The sequence below is a fragment of the Arthrobacter sp. UYP6 genome (genome assembly GCF_040547315.1).
Lineage (GTDB): Bacteria > Actinomycetota > Actinomycetes > Actinomycetales > Micrococcaceae > Arthrobacter_B.
Genome location: NZ_JBEPPM010000001.1, coordinates 215,087 through 231,775 on the forward strand (window position 1 = coordinate 215,087; position 16,689 = coordinate 231,775).

At 65.0% G+C, this 16,689-nt stretch carries 17 protein-coding genes and 1 tRNA gene; 3 read left to right on the forward strand and 15 right to left on the reverse strand.

Annotated features, from left to right (window positions below):
- Positions 1-142: 142 nt before the first annotated feature.
- The 4 genes from fdhA to ABIB35_RS01090 form a co-directional block, all read right to left on the reverse strand.
- Positions 143-1,360 carry a formaldehyde dehydrogenase, glutathione-independent gene (gene fdhA, locus ABIB35_RS01075; protein ID WP_354178150.1) on the reverse strand — a complete coding sequence of 406 codons (1,218 nt, stop codon included), beginning with the start codon at positions 1,358-1,360 and terminating at the stop codon, positions 143-145.
- A gap of 274 nt (positions 1,361-1,634) precedes the next feature.
- A complete protein-coding gene (trxA, locus tag ABIB35_RS01080; protein ID WP_354178151.1) occupies positions 1,635-2,033 on the reverse strand; it encodes a thioredoxin in 399 nt (132 codons plus the stop codon).
- Positions 2,034-2,161: 128 nt separating this feature from the next.
- Positions 2,162-2,243 (reverse strand) — tRNA-Tyr (locus ABIB35_RS01085).
- 137 nt (positions 2,244-2,380) lie between these two features.
- Positions 2,381-2,737: a hypothetical protein gene (locus tag ABIB35_RS01090; protein ID WP_354178152.1), complete on the reverse strand. Its 357-nt coding sequence runs from the start codon at positions 2,735-2,737 to the stop codon at positions 2,381-2,383.
- Positions 2,738-2,865: 128 nt separating this feature from the next.
- On the opposite strand from ABIB35_RS01090, the gene ABIB35_RS01095 reads away from it, so the two are divergent.
- Positions 2,866-3,357, forward strand: a complete 492-nt coding sequence (locus tag ABIB35_RS01095; protein ID WP_229964823.1) for a YajQ family cyclic di-GMP-binding protein — start codon at positions 2,866-2,868, stop codon at positions 3,355-3,357.
- Between the two features lie 166 nt (positions 3,358-3,523).
- Here the strand turns inward: ABIB35_RS01095 and ABIB35_RS01100 are convergent, their stop codons facing one another.
- The 6 genes from ABIB35_RS01100 to ABIB35_RS01125 all read right to left on the reverse strand — a co-directional run bounded on the left by ABIB35_RS01100 (position 3,524) and on the right by ABIB35_RS01125 (position 9,973).
- Entirely contained in the window at positions 3,524-5,113 is a 1,590-nt protein-coding gene (locus tag ABIB35_RS01100; protein ID WP_354178373.1) for an MFS transporter, read from the reverse strand.
- 305 nt (positions 5,114-5,418) lie between these two features.
- Positions 5,419-6,093 carry a histidine phosphatase family protein gene (locus ABIB35_RS01105; protein WP_354178154.1) on the reverse strand — a complete coding sequence of 225 codons (675 nt, stop codon included), beginning with the start codon at positions 6,091-6,093 and terminating at the stop codon, positions 5,419-5,421.
- A gap of 95 nt (positions 6,094-6,188) precedes the next feature.
- On the reverse strand, positions 6,189-7,061 hold the full coding sequence (htpX, locus tag ABIB35_RS01110; RefSeq protein WP_354178156.1) for a zinc metalloprotease HtpX: 873 nt from the start codon (positions 7,059-7,061) through the stop codon (positions 6,189-6,191).
- Positions 7,062-7,208: 147 nt separating this feature from the next.
- Positions 7,209-8,480 carry an MFS transporter gene (locus ABIB35_RS01115; protein ID WP_354178158.1) on the reverse strand — a complete coding sequence of 424 codons (1,272 nt, stop codon included), beginning with the start codon at positions 8,478-8,480 and terminating at the stop codon, positions 7,209-7,211.
- A 9-nt stretch (positions 8,481-8,489) separates the two neighbouring features.
- Positions 8,490-9,221, reverse strand: a complete 732-nt coding sequence (locus ABIB35_RS01120; protein ID WP_354178160.1) for an esterase/lipase family protein — start codon at positions 9,219-9,221, stop codon at positions 8,490-8,492.
- Positions 9,218-9,973: an alpha/beta fold hydrolase gene (locus ABIB35_RS01125; RefSeq protein WP_354178162.1), complete on the reverse strand. Its 756-nt coding sequence runs from the start codon at positions 9,971-9,973 to the stop codon at positions 9,218-9,220. Before ABIB35_RS01125 ends, ABIB35_RS01120 begins: the two co-directional genes overlap by 4 nt.
- A gap of 101 nt (positions 9,974-10,074) precedes the next feature.
- Between ABIB35_RS01125 and ABIB35_RS01130 the strand changes: the two genes are divergently transcribed.
- Complete coding sequence (locus ABIB35_RS01130) at positions 10,075-10,524, forward strand: Fur family transcriptional regulator (protein WP_354178164.1); 450 nt, start codon at positions 10,075-10,077, stop codon at positions 10,522-10,524.
- A gap of 33 nt (positions 10,525-10,557) precedes the next feature.
- Complete coding sequence (locus ABIB35_RS01135; protein WP_354178166.1) at positions 10,558-12,048, forward strand: catalase; 1,491 nt, start codon at positions 10,558-10,560, stop codon at positions 12,046-12,048.
- 406 nt (positions 12,049-12,454) lie between these two features.
- Here ABIB35_RS01135 and ABIB35_RS01140 read toward each other — a convergent pair whose 3' ends face one another.
- Genes ABIB35_RS01140 through ABIB35_RS01160 form a run of 5 tightly spaced genes read right to left on the reverse strand, consistent with a single transcriptional unit; the run spans position 12,455 to position 16,689 of the window.
- Complete coding sequence (locus tag ABIB35_RS01140; RefSeq protein ID WP_502915691.1) at positions 12,455-13,342, reverse strand: prenyltransferase; 888 nt, start codon at positions 13,340-13,342, stop codon at positions 12,455-12,457.
- Entirely contained in the window at positions 13,339-13,731 is a 393-nt protein-coding gene (locus tag ABIB35_RS01145; RefSeq protein ID WP_354178168.1) for a lycopene cyclase domain-containing protein, read from the reverse strand. Before ABIB35_RS01145 ends, ABIB35_RS01140 begins: the two co-directional genes overlap by 4 nt.
- Positions 13,728-14,066, reverse strand: a complete 339-nt coding sequence (locus ABIB35_RS01150; RefSeq protein ID WP_354178169.1) for a lycopene cyclase domain-containing protein — start codon at positions 14,064-14,066, stop codon at positions 13,728-13,730. Before ABIB35_RS01150 ends, ABIB35_RS01145 begins: the two co-directional genes overlap by 4 nt.
- Positions 14,066-15,781: a phytoene desaturase family protein gene (gene crtI / locus ABIB35_RS01155; protein WP_354178171.1), complete on the reverse strand. Its 1,716-nt coding sequence runs from the start codon at positions 15,779-15,781 to the stop codon at positions 14,066-14,068. Before crtI ends, ABIB35_RS01150 begins: the two co-directional genes overlap by 1 nt.
- On the reverse strand, positions 15,778-16,689 hold the full coding sequence (locus ABIB35_RS01160; protein WP_354178173.1) for a phytoene/squalene synthase family protein: 912 nt from the start codon (positions 16,687-16,689) through the stop codon (positions 15,778-15,780). Before ABIB35_RS01160 ends, crtI begins: the two co-directional genes overlap by 4 nt.

Consider the following 16,689-nt stretch of genomic DNA (forward strand, 5'->3'; position numbering starts at 1 on the left):
TGGCCCGGAGCATCAAGCGTACGTCCGGGTCCGAAGCCAAGAAAGCAGTCTGCGCCCTACCCGCAGTCGAAGGGCCGAAACCGTTTCCGGTTCCGGCCCTTTTGTATGCGGTCCTGCCGGACGAGCCGGCGGCGCGGCCGAGCTAGGCGCGCACCATCCCGTGCGGATCGATAACGTATTTGCGCGCCACTCCGGAGTCGAAGTCCCGGTAGGACTCCGCGGCCTGGTCCAGGCTGATCGTTGTGGCGTTTACCGCCTTGGCGATCTGGACCTTGTCATGCAGGATGGCCATCATCAGGTCCCGGTTGTACTTCATCACCGGACACTGTCCGGTGGTAAAGGATAGCGACTTGGCCCACCCCGTCCCCAGGCTCAGGGACAGCGAGCCCACCTTGGCAGCCTCGTCCACGCCGCCGGGATCACCCGTGACGTACAGCCCCGGAATTCCCAGGGCACCGCCGGCCGCCGTGATGTCCATCAGGGAGTTCAGCACCGTTGCCGGTGCCTCCGTGGCCGAGCCATGGCCGTGACCGCGGGCTTCGAAGCCCACTGCGTCCACCGCGCAGTCCACCTCGGGAACCCCGAGGAGCTGCTCAATCTGGTCCTTGGGATCACCCTTAGACACATCCACCGTCTCGCAGCCGAAGCTGCGGGCCTGCGCCAGGCGTTCCTCATTCAAGTCACCAACAATGACGACGGCGGCGCCCAGCAGCTGCGCTCCGGCGGCAGCAGCAAGCCCCACCGGCCCCGCACCGGCAATGTAGACGGTGGATCCCACCCGCACCCCGGCGGTTATGGCGCCGTGGTAGCCCGTGGGAAAAATGTCCGACAGCATCGTCAGGTCCAGGATCTTCTCCATCGCCTGATCCTTGTCCGGGAAGCGAAGCAGGTTCCAGTCCGCATACGGCACCAGCACATATTCGGCCTGGCCACCCACCCAGCCACCCATGTCCACGTACCCGTAGGCACTGCCGGGACGGTCCGGATTAACATTCAGGCAGATTCCGGTCTTACGTTCCTTGCAGTTCTTGCAGCGTCCGCAGGAAATGTTGAAGGGCACCGAAACCAGGTCTCCCACGGAATGGAATTCCACGCCCGGCCCGATTTCAACGATCTCTCCGGTGATCTCATGCCCCAGGATCAGATTGGGCGGGGCAGTGGTGCGCCCGCGGACCATGTGCTGGTCGGACCCGCAGATGTTGGATGTCACAACCTTGAGGATGGCGCCGTGGGGCACCTTGCGCCCTATGTTGGCAGGGTTGACTCCGGGTCCGTCCCGAAGTTCAAACGTTGGATAGTCGATGTCCTGCACTTCCACGACACCGGGTTCAATATAGGCAACTCCGCGGTTTCCGCTCATGGTATTTGGCCTCACCTTATCGTCATTGACATGGGCCCCGGGCAGCACCCTCCCGCACCGTGGTGCTGCGTCAGGTGCTGGAGCGGTGACTGCCGCGGGATGCCTCGACCCTAGTCGGTGGCGACGGCTCAGGAACAGAGTAAACGGGATCCGGTTTGGTGCCGGCAACCCGTGGTGCTGCCCAGGGGGTACTGCCAAAACTACTGCGGAGGCTCCCTCAGGGAACCTCCGCAGTACTAAAGCTGGTTTGAGCAGGTGAAGCGAAGCGCAGGTGCTAGTTGGCCTGCCCGTCAGAGCCTGCTGTTGCCTGCCCGCTTTCCTGTGCCGCGATCTGCTCGTGGACTGCCTTCATGTCCAGTCCCTTGACCGCGTCCACCAGTTCACTGAACTGTGAGGCGTTGAGAGCTCCGGGCTGGGAAAAGACCAGGACCTTTTCGCGGAAAGCCATCAGCGTGGGGATGGAGGTGATACCCGCAGCGGCGGCCAGCCCCTGCTCTTTCTCGGTGTCCACCTTCGCGAAGGTGATGTCGTCATGCTTCTGGGACACGGCGTCGTACACCGGCGCGAACTGCTTGCACGGGCCGCACCAGTCCGCCCAGAAGTCCACGAACACAATGTCGTTTTCCTCAATGGTCTCGGGGAACGTTGCCTCGGTGATGTCGATAGTTGCCATCCTCCAACGCTATCCGGCGTGTGTGAAGATGTCTCTAGCTGTTCGCTCAGCGGTGAAGGCGCCCATGTCAGGGCAAGAAAAAACCCGCCCTCACCAGTTTCCTGGTGGAGCGGGTTCTTTCCGTTCGGTGGCAGATACTGGATTCGAACCAGTGAAGGCGTTGCCAGCTGATTTACAGTCAGCCCCCTTTGGCCGCTCGGGTAATCTGCCGAACATCTTCGCGATCAAACATCTTCGCGTAAGACCGCCGCAAGCGACTGCGGCCTAAACAACTTTACAGAACTTTTGCCCAAGATACGAATCGGGCCCGGGGAAACAGTCTCTGGCACGCTCCCGGGCCCGCCCGGCTAGAGTCCGCGGGCGATCCGGGACTGCATCTGCGCATAGAAACCGTCAGCCTGTTGCTGGGTCACCGAGCCCCAGGCAACAGCATTCGCCAGGTCCTCCCGGATGCCCAGCAGCCGCCCTGCAGCGGTGTCCCGGGCTTCGGCGTCGCTGCCGCCGGTGTCCAGTGCCGCCTGACCTGTTCCTTCCAGCGGCGCCAGGAAAGACCGGAGTTCCGTGGCTTGGGCCGGGGCTGCGGCTACCCCCACACCTGTGATGGAGACCGCGGCCAGGACTGATCCTGCCGCGGCGGTGCGCAGTTTGCTCAGGTGGGAACGTCGTTGGCGGGATTCTGCCGGAGGGTTTGCTGTTTCACTCACCCTCATACTGTCGCGCCTCAAGATGGGTCCAGTCCCGACATTGCCTGAGCGCAACCTGTGAGGGCTGCCTCAGAAGCCGTGAGCTACTAGGCTGGGTGCAGGAGAAAAAACTACTGCAAGGAGCACCCGTGGCCAGCGAGTCATCATTTGATGTTGTGAGCAAGATCGATAAACAAGAAGTCGCCAACGCCCTCAACCAGGCACAGAAGGAACTCTCCCAGCGCTACGACTTCAAAGGAGTCGGCGCCGAGGTGGACTTCAGCGGGGAGAACATCCTCATGAAGGCCAACTCGGAGGAGCGCGTCCTCGCCGTTTTGGACGTTCTGCAGTCCAAGCTGGTCAGGCGCGGAATTTCCCTGAAGTCCCTGGACGCCGGCGAGCCGTTCGCCTCCGGCAAGGAATACCGGATTGAGGCCTCCATGAAGGAAGGCATCGCCCAGGACCAGGCGAAGAAGATCAACAAGATCATCCGTGACGAGGGCCCCAAGGGCGTTAACTCCCGGATCCAGGGCGACGAGCTGCGCGTGACGTCCAAGTCACGCGACGACCTGCAGGCCACCATGGCGCTGCTCAAGGGTGCGGATGTGGACGTGGACCTGCAGTTCATCAACTTCCGCTAGGAACCCTGCATAACGTCTAATCAGAGGCGCGAATTAGCGGGCCTCAGTCCGCAGGGAATCCGCAGGACCATCGAGGACCGCAGCCATCAGACCATCGGCGGCGGTCCTCGTCTTGTGCTCAGTGCGCGGCCAAAGGTGGCTGCACTTCCGGCGGTCGCGGGCAGCGTCATGGGCCATCGGACGGTGCGGTCGATGCGGCCGCCACTACCGGCTTTCCCGGGATCCGCTGCGTGAAGAAAAGCGCCGCGCAGGCAATCAGCGCGAGTATCGCCAAGGCCGCGTGCAGGCCGTCAATCCTGGCCACCTCGTTCTCGTCGAGGGCCGCCTGCGTCACCTCCTGTGAGGCGCCGGCGGCCTCCATCGCAGATTGGAGATCGGCATTTGAGAGGAAGGGTGCGCCCCCGGCCAGCTCGACGCTCGCCTGTTCCTTCACCGCCTCCGGCACAGTGGGATTCTGTTGGACGCCGGAGATGAAGGACGCACCCAGCACGGCGATGAGGACGGAGCCGGCGAGTGCTGTGCCGAGTGAGGCCCCGAGGTTCGTGGCTGTGTTCTGCAGGCCTCCCACCTCGGGGCTCTTTTCGTCGGGCACCGCGGATACGGTCACGGCTCCGAGCTGGGAGGCGAGGGATCCTATGCCGAGGCCGGTCAGCAGGAGCGGGAGGGAGACGACGGCGGCGTTGGCATCAAGATCGATCCCGGCCAGCAGCCCCATGATGCCGGCAAGGATCAGGAGCAGCCCTGCCCGGGCCACGCGGCGCGGTGAGGCGTGGGGCAGCACCTTCGGGATACCCGCCGCGGTGAGGAGCAAACCAACGGATAGCGGAAGGATCCGCACGCCGGTTTCCAGGGCGGAGAGGCCGAGCACTACGGACAGGAACAGCGGGACAATGAAGAAGATGCCAGCCTGCAGAAGGTACTGGAAAAAGAAGGTTGTGAGCCCCCCGGTCAGCTGGTGATTGCCGAACAATGCCGTCTCGACCAGCGGTTCCCTGCCCGCCCGCTCAAGGTGTGTCTGCCAGCGAAAGAAAATCCAAAGGATAAAACTGCCCGCGATGATGAGCCAGATAGTCGGCGACAGACTAAGCCACGACGGGCCACCCGGCTTGGGCGCCACCCATCCCCACTCGGACGAGCGGAGCACCCCGTAAATGCCCAGAGCAAGACCCGAGGCTGAAAGGACAGCACCAGTAAAATCCAGCCGCGGCTGCCGCGACACCGGCTCGTCCTGAACGCGCCGCGACATGAACAGGATGCCAACAATAATGACAACCTCCCCAACAAAGACGTACCGCCAGGAGGCGTACGTGGTCACCAAACCGCCGATGAGCGGACCGACGGCAACGGCCATGGCGCCCGCCGCGGCGACGAGACCGTAGGCCTTCGGGCGGTCCGGACGCGCAAAGTTACTGGCCACAAGCCCCACGATGGCAGGCATGATCAATGCGGCGCCGATGCCTTCGAGGAAGGACCAGCCGAGGGTGAGGACAAGGAGGTTCGGAGCAAATGCCGTCGTGAGGGAACCCGCGCCGTAGACGATACAGCCGATGGAGAAGGCACGGCGTCGGCCGACAATGCTTCCAATCTTGCCGCCGACGATCATCAGGCAAGCCATCACCAGCGTGTACAGGGTAATGGCCGTCTGAATGCCGGTGATCGTGGTGCCAACGTCGTCGGCTACCGTGGCGATCGAAACGTTCATCACTGAACTGTCGAGAGTCATGACGAACTGACCCGTCGCCAGCGTCAAGAGCACGAACCCGCCAGTCGCCGCCGTTGTTGTGGTTGCGCCGTTCGTCGTCATGAGCACCCCTGTGCCGTTTCTCGAAAGCCAAATCTGTCCCGGCGAACAAGGCCTATCTCACCGCTGTGACCGGGTCGCGTCAAGACAAGTGCGCACGGTCAGGGCATCGGCGGCGGAAACTCGCCGCAGAACTACCGGCACAGGCCCCGCCAATAAGTGGCTAGGTTCATCAACTACCGCCAGGCCCGCGTCCGAACAGGGAATTTTCGTGGGCCCGGTATCTGTACTAAGGATGGTTGCCTGCAGGCGCAGGCCCCCTAGAGCAACACATCCTCGCCCGCGGGGCCGTCTTCGCCGTAGTCGCGCAGCGCCCGGCCGCCCACCGCCTCGCCCATCCAGGTGAGGAGATTCCAGGCGCCGTGTGTGCCGCCGTCGGCAACCGATTCCATCACGGCCATGCCGGTGTTGCTGAGCGCGTTATCCACGATGAAGTCCGGCCCCACGTTTCCCGCCCGGGCGGTGCACCAGGCACGGATCATGGCGCCGTGGCTGATAACCACGGGGGTTTTCAGGCCGGCCGCACGCAGCTCATCGATCACGGCATCGAACCGTTCAAACGTTTCCTTGCCGTCCGGACCGCCGGGCATGTTGATCCCAAGGTCTCCCTTGACCCAGCTGTAGACGGTCTTGAGGTAGGCGATGATGGCCTCGCGGTCGTTGCGCATCTCCAGGCTGCCCGCGGAAATCTCGCGCAGGCCCGGACGCACTTCCACCGGCAGGCCCAGCGCTGCGGCCAGCGGGTCGGCTGTGAGCTGCGTGCGCACCAGGTTGGAGGCGAAGATGCCGTCGATCGGTTCTCCGGACAATGCCTCGGGCAGTGCCGCCGCTTGGGCCAGACCCAGATCCGTCAGCCCCGGCCCGGGTACGCCCGTGTCAAGGTAATGGTCAACGTTGGACGGAGTCTGTCCGTGGCGGATGAGGATGAGACGCATGCGCCGAGCCTACCTTTCGTTCACCGGCCGATGCAGCTTAGCCGGCGGATCAGGGCCAGCCGGCCAAGATCCCGGCCGGTCAGGATCCCGGCCGGTCAGGATCCCAGCGGACGTCCGGCCATGTTCTCCAGCCGCCGGATACGGTCGGCCATGGGCGGGTGGGTGGCCAGCAGGCCGCGGACACCGTTGCGGAACGGATTGGCGATCATCAAGTGGGAGGTGTTGACCAGCTTCTGGTCATTGTTCGGCAGCGGCGCGCGCTGAGTGCCGGACTCCAGCTTGCGCAGGGCGGAGGCGAGCGCCAGCGGATCGTCGGTGAGCTTGGCGCCGTCTTCGTCGGCGTCGTACTCCCGTGTCCGGCCAATTGCCATCTGGATCAGCGAAGCGGCCAACGGAGCCAGGATGGCCATGGCGATCGTGGCCAGCGGATTGGAGTTGCGGCGGTCTCCCCCGCCGAAGAAGAGCAGGAACTGTCCCAGCGAGGTAATCACGCCGGCGATGGCGGCAGCCACGGAGGACGTGAGGATGTCACGGTTGTAGACGTGCATGAGCTCGTGGCCCAGGACCCCGCGCAGCTCACGCTCGTTGAGTAGCGCCAGGATTCCCTGGGTGCAGCAGACCGCCGCATGGGCGGGATTGCGGCCGGTGGCGAAGGCGTTGGGTGCCATGGTGGGCGAAATGTAGAGCTTGGGCATGGGTTCCCCGGCGCGGGCGGAGAGCTCGCGGACAATCCGGTACATTTCCGGCGCCTGCGCCTCAGTCACGGGAACTGCGCGCATGGCACGGATGGCCAGTTTGTCGCTGTTCCAGTAGCTGTAGGCGGTGGTGGCGAGCCCAATAAACAGGAAAATCCAGATGAACGAGGAGTTTCCGGTGCCGCTGGAGAGCAGGCCGCCGATGCCTAGCAGCACGGCGAAGAGCACCCCGAACAATGCGGCAGTCTTCAGACCGTTAAAATGTTGGTGCACGTGGTGATCCTTCCTGAGCGGACCCGTGCGGGCACAGCACAGTGCGCCGAGGATCCGCTAAACGTCAGTGTATCCACCGATATCAACGCTCCACAGAGCCGGAGTGTTCCATGGGGCCCGGCGCAGCAATACAGTGCGTGAGCGCCGTCACGGCTCCGGATGCGCTGCGTCATATCGGGCGAAGCGTGGCTGCCGCTTGGCAAGGACAGCCACCAGCACCACGCAAAGAAGCCCGCCGATGACCGCCGCCCACCCCTCCCCCAGGAACGAGGCGTCGACGCCGGCCACCAGGTCGCCCAGCCGCGGTCCGCCTGCCACCACCACCACAAACACGCCCTGCAGCCGCCCGCGCATGGCGTCAGGAGTCGCAGACTGCAGGATAGTGGAGCGGAAGACACCGCTGACAGAGTCTGCAATCCCGGCACACGCCATGGCGACGGCAGCCGGAATCAGCCAAACGGTGGGCTCGGCGCCGTCGTTGTGCCCGGCCATGACCACCACCACTCCAAAGGCGGACACGGACAGCCCCCAGGCCACCACGGACCAGAGAACCGCCAGGCCCTGACGGCGGACCGCACCCAGGGGTCCGGAGAAGAGCCCGGCAAGGAAAGCTCCGACGGCGGTGGCCGCCAGCAGGACACCCACCGTGGTGGCTCCCCCGCCCAGCAGAACGGCGCCGATTGCCGGCAGCAGGGCGCGGGGCTGCGCCATGACCATGGCGGCCAGGTCCACCAGGAAGGTCATGCGGATGTTCGGCCGGGTGGCCAGGAAACGGAATCCTTCCAGCACCGATTTCAGGCCTGCCTTCTGCACCTCGCCCACGGGTGGCATCGGGTCCAGCCGGTACAACGCCCACATGGCCGCGCTGAAGGTGACGACGTCGATCGTGTAGGTCCAGCCGTAACCCACCCGGGCCACCAGGACACCGGCCATCAGCGGGCCGATGGTCATGGCCAGGCCGAAGGTGATCATGCTGAGGGCATTCGCTGCCGGCAGCAGCTCCGGCCGGACCAGACGCGGAATGATGGCACTTCGGGCGGGCTGGTTCAGGCCGGCGGCCCCGGCATTCACCGCCACCAGCGCATAGAGCAGCCAGATATTGCCCAGGCCGGCCCACGCCTGCGCGGCAATGCCGATCGTAGAGGCCCACAGCAGCAGCGAGGAAAACAGGGCCACCTTGCGACGGTCGTAGGCGTCCACCACGGATCCTCCGTACAGTCCGGCCACGACCAGCGGTACCAGTCCCACCAGCCCAAGCAGCCCTACGTAGAAGGTGGACTCCGTCAGCGAATAGACCTCCAGGCTTACCGCCACCAGGGTCAGTTGCGTTCCAATGGCGGAGAGCGCTGTTCCGGTCCACAGCCGGCGGAAATCCGGGCTTTCGCGCAGCGGGGTCAGGTCAACGAGGAGTCTGGGCACCAGAGCAGTCTAGACCGGGGGCTGCGGCGCCCTGACCGGGGCATCCGGGTCCAGTTCCCGTTTCAGCACTTCCAGCAGCCGCGGATCGCCGATCGGCCGGAAATGGCCCAGGGTTTCCAGCTGGATGTTCCGCGCCCCGGGCAGCCGGCTGCCCCCGGGAATGTGCGGGTCAAAACGGCTGTAGACCGAGGTGATGCGGGCGTTGACATCGTTGCTCTGCTGTAAACGCCGCAGCAGTTTATTCCGGGGCGAGAAAGCACGGATGGACGGCACCAGAAAAAAGCTCGCGTACACCGACCCGGAAAACGGTGTATTGACGGCCACCATCCGCTCCACGCGCCGGCTGCCTTCGGGCAGCAGCATCAGCGCCTTTCCGATCAGCCCGCCCTTGCTGTGTGCCACCACCACGGCGCCGGACAGGCCCTGGTCCACCAGGTACTGCTGGACCAGGCCCGCCATGCGGTCGATCCTGCCGCGGTTATATCCCAGCGGCGCCACCGTGTGCACCGGATGCCCCTGGGCGGAGAGCATCTCCGCCAGCGGACGCAGGAACTGCCAGTTTTCATATACCCCGGGAATGAGGATGACCGGGGGTCTGCGGGTTCCGGCGGCCGGGGCCAGATAGCCGGAGGGATCCTTGCGGAACAGGAAGCCGTTGACCTGCCAATACCCCACATAGGCGTAGTCGGCTGCCCAGGCGCGGGCGTAGGCGATCCGGTGGAACAGACTCTTCCGGTTCACTGCTTGAGCGCCGCTTCCCGCAGCAGCGCGGCCGTTTGCGCCGGTTCGGTGAACATGCACACATGCGGCTGCCCGGGCAGTTCCACGGCAACGGCACCGGGCCGGGCGACGGCCAGTTCCCGCAGCCAGCCGGCGGGAACAATCGGGTCCCGCGCTCCGCGCACCAGCGTTACCGGCACCTGGACCTTGCCGATCCGCTCCTCCAGCTTGTGCCCCACCATCTTGGGCAGGGTCCGCAGGTACCAGAGCGGTCCGGCGCGGAGGTAGTCGGTGAACACGATCCAGTTGACGGCAGCCGGCTCCCGGAGGCAGTCCTGCGCCAGCCGCAGGCCCTGTAGGAGCGCATGGCGTTCCCCGCGGTTGATGGTGGGCGAGAGCAGCACCACGGAGGTGACTTGTTCCGGCGCGTACAGGGCCATCTCCGTGACCACCTGGCAGCCCATCGAGTGGCCCACCCACTGTGCAGGGCCAATCCCCGCGGCCGCCAGCGCCTCACAGTTAATCCGGGCGAAGTCCGCCATCTCCAGGGACCGGTCCGGTGTGGCCGCAGAGCCAAAGCCCGGCATTTCCAGCGTGTGCACGGTGGCGGTCTGTGCCAGTTCCTCCACCAGCCGGGCGAAGTAGCGTCCGGAAGCTCCAATACCGTGCACCAGCACCACGCGGTCCGCACCGCCGCCGTAGGTGCGGATGTCGACGTCGTACTCTCCAACCCGCACGCGCTGATGGACCGGCTGCGTGGTGATGCCTGCCACGTAAATTCCCCCGTTGCTTATCTGCCCTAGTGTCCGAACCCAGACTAGTGTGTCGCTGCGCCTTATTATGAATTATTCATAATAAGTGGTTAGCTGGGGGCATGACATCGACAGCAGCCTCCGCCGAGACCACCGCACGGTGGTCCGAAGAGCTGCGTGCCCACGGCCGTCGGGTCACCAAGCAGCGGCTGGCGGTCCTCACCGCCGTCGAACAGTTCCCGCATGCGGTGGCCGACGACGTCGCCGCGTCAGTACGCGGGGACCTTCCGGACATCAGCCTTCAGTCGGTCTACGTGGTCCTGGCGGACCTGACCGAGACCGGGCTGCTGCGGAAAATTGAGCCGCCGCACTCCCCGGCCCGGTACGAGACCCGCGTGGATGACAACCATCACCACGCCATCTGCACCGGCTGCGGCCGGATCGAGGACGTGGACTGCGCCGTGGGGCATGCACCCTGCCTGACGCCGGAGAACACCCATGGCATGACCATCCAGATTGCGGATGTGCTCTACCGCGGGCTCTGCGCTGACTGCGCCGCACAAGCTTCCTGACAACACCTGCATCACCTGAAAGAAAGAGAGAGTATGTCGAATTTCACCACCACCCAGACCGGCACACCGGTTGGCAGCGATGCCAACTCGCTGAGCGCCGGAGCCAACGGAGCCATTGCGCTGCACGACCGTTACCTGGTCGAGAAGCTGGCCCAGTTCAACCGCGAGCGCATCCCGGAGCGCATTGTGCATGCCAAGGGCGGCGGCGCGTTCGGTGAATTCGTTGTCACTGAAGATGTCTCCAAGTACACGCGTGCCGCTGTCTTCCAGCCGGGCACCGTGACGGATACCGTTCAGCGGTTCTCCTCCGTGGCCGGCGAGCAGGGCTCCCCCGACACCTGGCGCGACGTCCGCGGCTTCGCGATGCGTTTCTACACGTCCGAGGGCAACTACGACATCGTCGGCAACAACACCCCGGTGTTCTTCATCCGCGACGGCATCAAGTTCCCGGACTTCATCCACTCGCAGAAGCGCCTCCCGGGCTCCGGTCTGCGCGACGCTGACATGCAGTGGGACTTCTGGACCAACTCCCCCGAGTCCGCACACCAGGTCACGTACCTGATGGGTGACCGCGGCATCCCCACGTCATGGCGCGAAATGCCCGGCTTCGGCTCGCACACCTACCAGTGGATCAACGCCGCCGGCGAGCGCTTCTGGGTGAAGTACCACTTCACGTCCAACCAGGGGAACCACGAAATCAACGGTGCCGAGGCAGAGAAGATTGCCGGCGCCGACGCCGACTACTACCGCCGCGACCTGTACGAGAACATTGCCGCCGGCAACTTCCCGTCCTGGGACCTGCACGTGCAGGTCATGCCGTACGAAGATGCCAAGACGTACCGGTTCAACCCGTTCGATCTGACCAAGGTCTGGCCGCATGCGGACTACCCGCTGATCAAGGTGGGTACCCACACCCTGAACCGCAACCCGGAGAACTTCTTCGCGCAGATCGAACAGGTTGCCCTGTCCCCCGCGAACCTGGTCCCCGGCATTGACGCCAGCCCGGACAAGATGCTGATGGCCCGCATCTTCTCCTACCCGGATGCTCAGCGTTACCGCATCGGTGCCAACTACAACCAGCTGCCGGTGAACGCACCCCAGGCTCCGGTGAACAACTACTCGCAGGACGGCGCCCAGCGCCACTTCTTCAACTCCCCCGAAACCCCGGTCTATGCGCCCAACACCCTGGGCGGCCCCGTAGCCGATGCCGCACGTGCCGGCGAGGGTTCCTGGGAGAGCGACGGCTCGCTGGTTCGCGCCGCCGCTACCCTGCACTCCGAGGACAGCGACTTCGGCCAGGCCGGCACGCTGTACCGCGAGGTATTCGATGATGCCGCCAAGGAGCGTTTCCTGGAAACGATCACCGGTGCCGTCTCCGGTGTGCAGCGCCCGCACATCCGCGAAGCCGCGATCCAGTACTGGACCAACGTTGACGCGACCCTGGGCGAGAAGCTGCGCGCCAACCTGGCGGCCGGCGACACGACGCCGATCGAAAAGGCTGAGTTTGTGGGCGTTGCCGAGTAACTTCGGCACCTCGCTGACGCCGGGTTCCGGCAGATCGGCTTTTCGGTAACACAGCAGCGGCCGGTCCCTTCGGGGGCCGGCCGCTTTTGGATGCTGTCCGGCGGAATCGGCGACCGGTTTGGGATTCGGCGACCGGTTTGGGAAATCCCCGCCTGCGCGGACCGGCAGCGATTTCCCAAACCGGTTGCATCTGCCCAAAACGGAGGGAATCGAGTGAGTGCAGCAGCGACGGCCGTTCGGCGCGGCACTCCTGCACCCGCGAGATGGCAGTAGGTGCACGTCTGCGGGCTCAGAACTGCACTTACTGCAGGTTCGACGGGAAGGGAAGGGAGGGGAAGGGGAGGATCAGCGGGAAGGGAGGTGCGGGACGGGAGGTGCGGGACGGGAAGGGAAAGGGCTGAGGGGGTCAGCGGTTGGGCCAGTACCAGATGATCAGCATGGTCACGAGGAAACCGGTGAGGAAGTTCAGCTTCAGGAACCGCTTCCACCCGGCGTTGGCCCGCTCCGAATCAGCATCGGAAATCCCCAGGAACGGCATCAGGTTGAGGATGTACGGCAGGGCCAGCAGACTCCCGAGCGTAGCCGGCCAAGGGGTGAGCAGCATCAGCAGGCCACCAGCCGCATAGGCTGCCGCGGCAATCCATACCACCGCCTTCGCACCGAGCACCGTAGCGATCGAGCTGATCCCGCCCTCGCGGTCCGGCACCACGTCCTGCACTGCGCCGAAGGCCTGACTCGCCATGCCCCAGAGGAAGAAGGCGCCCAGCACAGCCCACAGCCCGGGAGTGAAGACCGCTCCGGCCAGGACCAGCCCGTAGACGGCCGGTGAAACGAAGTGGGTGCTGGAGGTGATCGAGTCCAGGAAGGGGCGCTCCTTGAAGCGCAGCCCCGGGGCGCTGTAGGCGATCACGGCAAACACGCTCACCGCGAGCACCAGCCAGGACAGCGGGCTGCCCAGCAGCACCAGGGCGATCAGGAACGGCACATTCGTGGCAAGCGCCGCCCATAGCGTGACACGGTGGAAGCCACGGTCCAGGACCGCGCCCTCCACTCCGCCCTTGCGGGGATTGTGCAGGTCCGACTCATAGTCGAACACGTCGTTAATGCCGTACATCGCCAGGTTATAGGGGATCAGGAAGTACAGCGTTCCGAGCACCCAGGCCAGGTCGATTCCGCCGGTGGTGATCAGGTAGGCAGCGGCAAACGGATAGGCGGTGTTCACCCAGGACAGCGGCCGGGAGGAAACCAGCAGCATCCGCAGCGTCGAGCCCGGGGTCCGGGTTGATGTGCTCACTGCTTCTCCTTGGTATCGGCGTTTGTCTTGGCGGGTTTGGGGGTGGTTTTTCCAGTGTCAGTGGCGTTCCCGGACGTCCGGTCCCTGCCCAGCAGCATCCACAGCGCCGGCAGCAGCAGCACCGCGGCCAGCGCGTAGGCAAAGTCCTCCAGCGGAGCGTGGCCGATGAGCGCGCCGGAAATGCGCTCCGGGTTGTACCAGAACAGGCCGGCGGCGATCATCACGTTGTCGAATACGGCGGTCAGGACCAGCAGCACGACGCCGGTGACCGCCAGAGCGGCCAGCACACCTCTCCGGCCAGGACCGGAGACGGTCCGGCGCAGTACGGCCAGGATCAGCATGGCGGCCGCGGGAATCAGGAACACGGCGTTCAGCGCCCAGTACGTCACCGGTTCACATCCTGCCGGTGGGCGGCCCGGCGCAAGACCAGCGAAACCAGCCCAAACAGGACCATGGTCAGGTAACAGAGGAACGCAAGGAAGAAGACCTCTTCCACCGGCAGGTGCGGGGCCAGGACAACACCGAGCATGATGGGGGTTTCACCGCGGTAGAAGATGTCCAGGCCAATACCGCCCAGGTCCCAGAGCAGGAAGAACGCCAGCCCGATTCCGGTCACCAGCGCCGCACGCCGCGCGTCGGCGAAAAAGAACAGCCGAAACCGGTGATCCAGCAGGACCATGCAGCCTATAGAGGCCAGCAGCAGGAACAGATAAAGGAATCCCACTAGGCGCCGCTCTTCGGCGCAATGGCAGGGGTGCCCGCTCCCCCGGGCGCCGGCGGCACCGGCAATTCCTCGGTGCTGGTGTCCCCGCGCAGGCGCTTGAGGACCAGCTCGGCACTGATCAGACACATCGGCAGGCCGATCCCGGGCAGCGTGGAGCCACCGGCGTAGAGCAGCCCGTCCACCTTGGCGCTGGCGTTGGAGCCGCGGAAGAAGGCGCTCTGCTTAAGGATGTGCGCCGGGCCCAGCAGCGTTCCGCGCCAGGAGTTCAGGTCCTGCACGAAGTCCTGCGGGCCCACCGTCTTTCGCACCGTGATGCGCTCGGCGAGGTCGGGAATGCCCGCCCACTCGGAAATCTGGGCAATGACGGCGTCGGCCATTTGTTCGATCCGCTCGTCGCCGTTCCCGTCCGTGCCGCCCGCACCCAGGGATGGATCCGAAGGCACCGGCACCAGGACAAAAAGATTCTCGTAGCCCTCCGGCGCTGCGTCCGGGTCGGTGGCACTGGGGCGGCAGACATACAGTGATGCCGGATCCGGCACCGAGGTTTCCTTGCCGAAGATCCTGCCAAAGTTCTCTTCCCAGTCCTTGGTGAAGAGCAGTGTGTGGTGCGCCAGGGACGGCAGCTCGCCGCGGACCCCCAAATGCAGCAGCAGTCCGCCCGGGCCGGGAACACGGTGCTTCCAGTAGGTCTCGGGATAGGTCTGAAGGTTTCGGGGCAACAGGGATGTTTCGGTGTGGTGCAGGTCCGCTGCGGAAACCACCAGGTCGGCATCCAGTGTCAGGGCCGCTCCGGAAGCGTCGGTGTACTCCACACCGGTGGCCCGGGCATTCCTGCCCCGGTGCAGACGGCCAAGTCCTGCCGCCAGCGTCCCCCTGATTCCGGCAGATGTCCCGGCGGCCGGTGCCGCGGCCGGTTCCGGTTCCGACGTGCGGATCCGGGTGACGGCGGCATTGGTGTGGATCGTGACGCCCTCAGCCTCGGCCAGGGCTTCAATGACGCTGATGAGCCGAGTGAAGCCGCCCATCGGATACAGCACACCGTCGGCCAGGTCCAATCGGCTCATCAGGTGGTACATGCTGGGCGTAGTGAACGGGGAGGAGCCCAGGAACACTGCCGGATAGCCCAGGATCTGGCGGATCCTCGGGTCGGTGAATTTACCGGCCACGAAGGAGCTCAGCGGCTGCAGAAGCAGCTGAGCGAGCCGCGGCCCGCGCTTGAGCACGTCCGCGCGCAGCAGCGGCAGAAAGGACGCGAAGGTGGAATAGAGAAAACGCTTCTTGGCCATGTCATACACGTCGACCGCGGAATCCAGGTACTTCTCCAGCTTGGCTCCGGCACCGGACTCAAGGGATTCGAACAGCTTCACGTTCTCTGCGCGTGTGGCGGCAATGTCCACCGGTTCGGCGGATCCTTCAAACATGACCCGGTAACCGGGGTCCAGCTGGACCAGGTCCAGCTGCTCGTCTGCGGAGGTACCCAGTAGTGCGAAGAAATGGTCAAAGACTTCGGGCATCAGATACCACGACGGTCCGGTGTCGAAACTGAAGCCGGCGCTCTGCCAGGATCCGGTGCGTCCGCCGGCCACCGGCTGCTTCTCCAGGACTGTGACGTGCAGGCCCTCCCGGGCCAAAAGTGCAGCAGTGGCCAGGCCTGTGATGCCCCCGCCAATGACGACGGCGGTGCGGGGAGGAGCGGGCACGGTCCTGCGGGTCATGGCTGCCTTCCGGCCTTGGTGCCGCGCAGCGCCGGCCGGCGCACGCGGTGAGCAAAGAGTACTTCCGCGGCAATGCGCAGCTTGACCGGGTTGGGCACCCGGACACGGGTGCTGCGCAGTTCCCGGGCCGGGGTAACCCGCAGCCGGCGGGACAGTTCACTGAAGAGTTCCTGCGCCAGCGCGACGGCGGAGCGGACCGGCTCCGGCAGTTCGGCTATCGCTGCTCCGGAGACCAGCAGGTCGGCGTCGATGTCATCCAGCAGTCGGTGCTTGTCCGCCTCGGAAAATGACCCGACACTCACGCCGGGAAAATAACTGCGGCCCAGCTCGTCAAAGTCGTCAGCGAGGTCGCGGAGGAAGTTGACCTTCTGGAATGCCGCGCCCAGGCGCTGGGCGCCTTCCCGCAGTCGTTTCCCCCGGTCGTCGCTGACCTCGATCCCGTCCAGGAAGCAGAGCAGACACATCAGCCCGATCACCTCCGCAGAGCCGTAGACGTAGTCGTCAAAAGAGTTGGCGGTGTGCTCGGTGCGGAGCAGGTCAGCCCGCATTGACCGAAAGAACGGGGCCGTCAGTTCTTCAGTGATGCCGGTGGTCCGGGCCGTCAGCGCGAAGGCGTGGACCACCAGGTTCACGCTGTAGCCGGTGCGCAGAGCCTGCAGCGTGTCAGCTTCCAGTCCGTCCAGCACACGGCCCACCTCGGCGGGCGGCAGGTCAGCAGCGGCTGCAACACCGTCAACGATTTCATCGGCCAGGCGCACCAGCGCATAAATGGTTTCAATCTGCAGCCGGGTCCTGGGCGCCAGCAGCCGGGAGGCCAGCCCAAAGGAGGTGGAATAGGACCGGATCACCACGGATGCCGTTTCCACGGCCACCTTGTTGTAGAGCGACAGGCCGCTTTCCCGGGCCAT

What these genes read in the sequence shown, in the direction of transcription:
- fdhA (WP_354178150.1), bottom strand. Translation starts at nt 1,360, where the DNA reads ATGAGCGGAAACCGCGGAGTTGCCTATATTGAACCCGGTGTCGTGGAA.
- trxA (WP_354178151.1), bottom strand. Translation starts at nt 2,033, where the DNA reads ATGGCAACTATCGACATCACCGAGGCAACGTTCCCCGAGACCATTGAG.
- ABIB35_RS01105 (WP_354178154.1), bottom strand. Translation starts at nt 6,093, where the DNA reads ATGCGTCTCATCCTCATCCGCCACGGACAGACTCCGTCCAACGTTGAC.
- ABIB35_RS01130 (WP_354178164.1), top strand. Translation starts at nt 10,075, where the DNA reads ATGACATCGACAGCAGCCTCCGCCGAGACCACCGCACGGTGGTCCGAA.
- ABIB35_RS01135 (WP_354178166.1), top strand. Translation starts at nt 10,558, where the DNA reads ATGTCGAATTTCACCACCACCCAGACCGGCACACCGGTTGGCAGCGAT.
- crtI (WP_354178171.1), bottom strand. Translation starts at nt 15,781, where the DNA reads ATGACCCGCAGGACCGTGCCCGCTCCTCCCCGCACCGCCGTCGTCATT.
- ABIB35_RS01160 (WP_354178173.1), bottom strand. Translation starts at nt 16,689, where the DNA reads ATGGCCCGGGAAAGCGGCCTGTCGCTCTACAACAAGGTGGCCGTGGAA.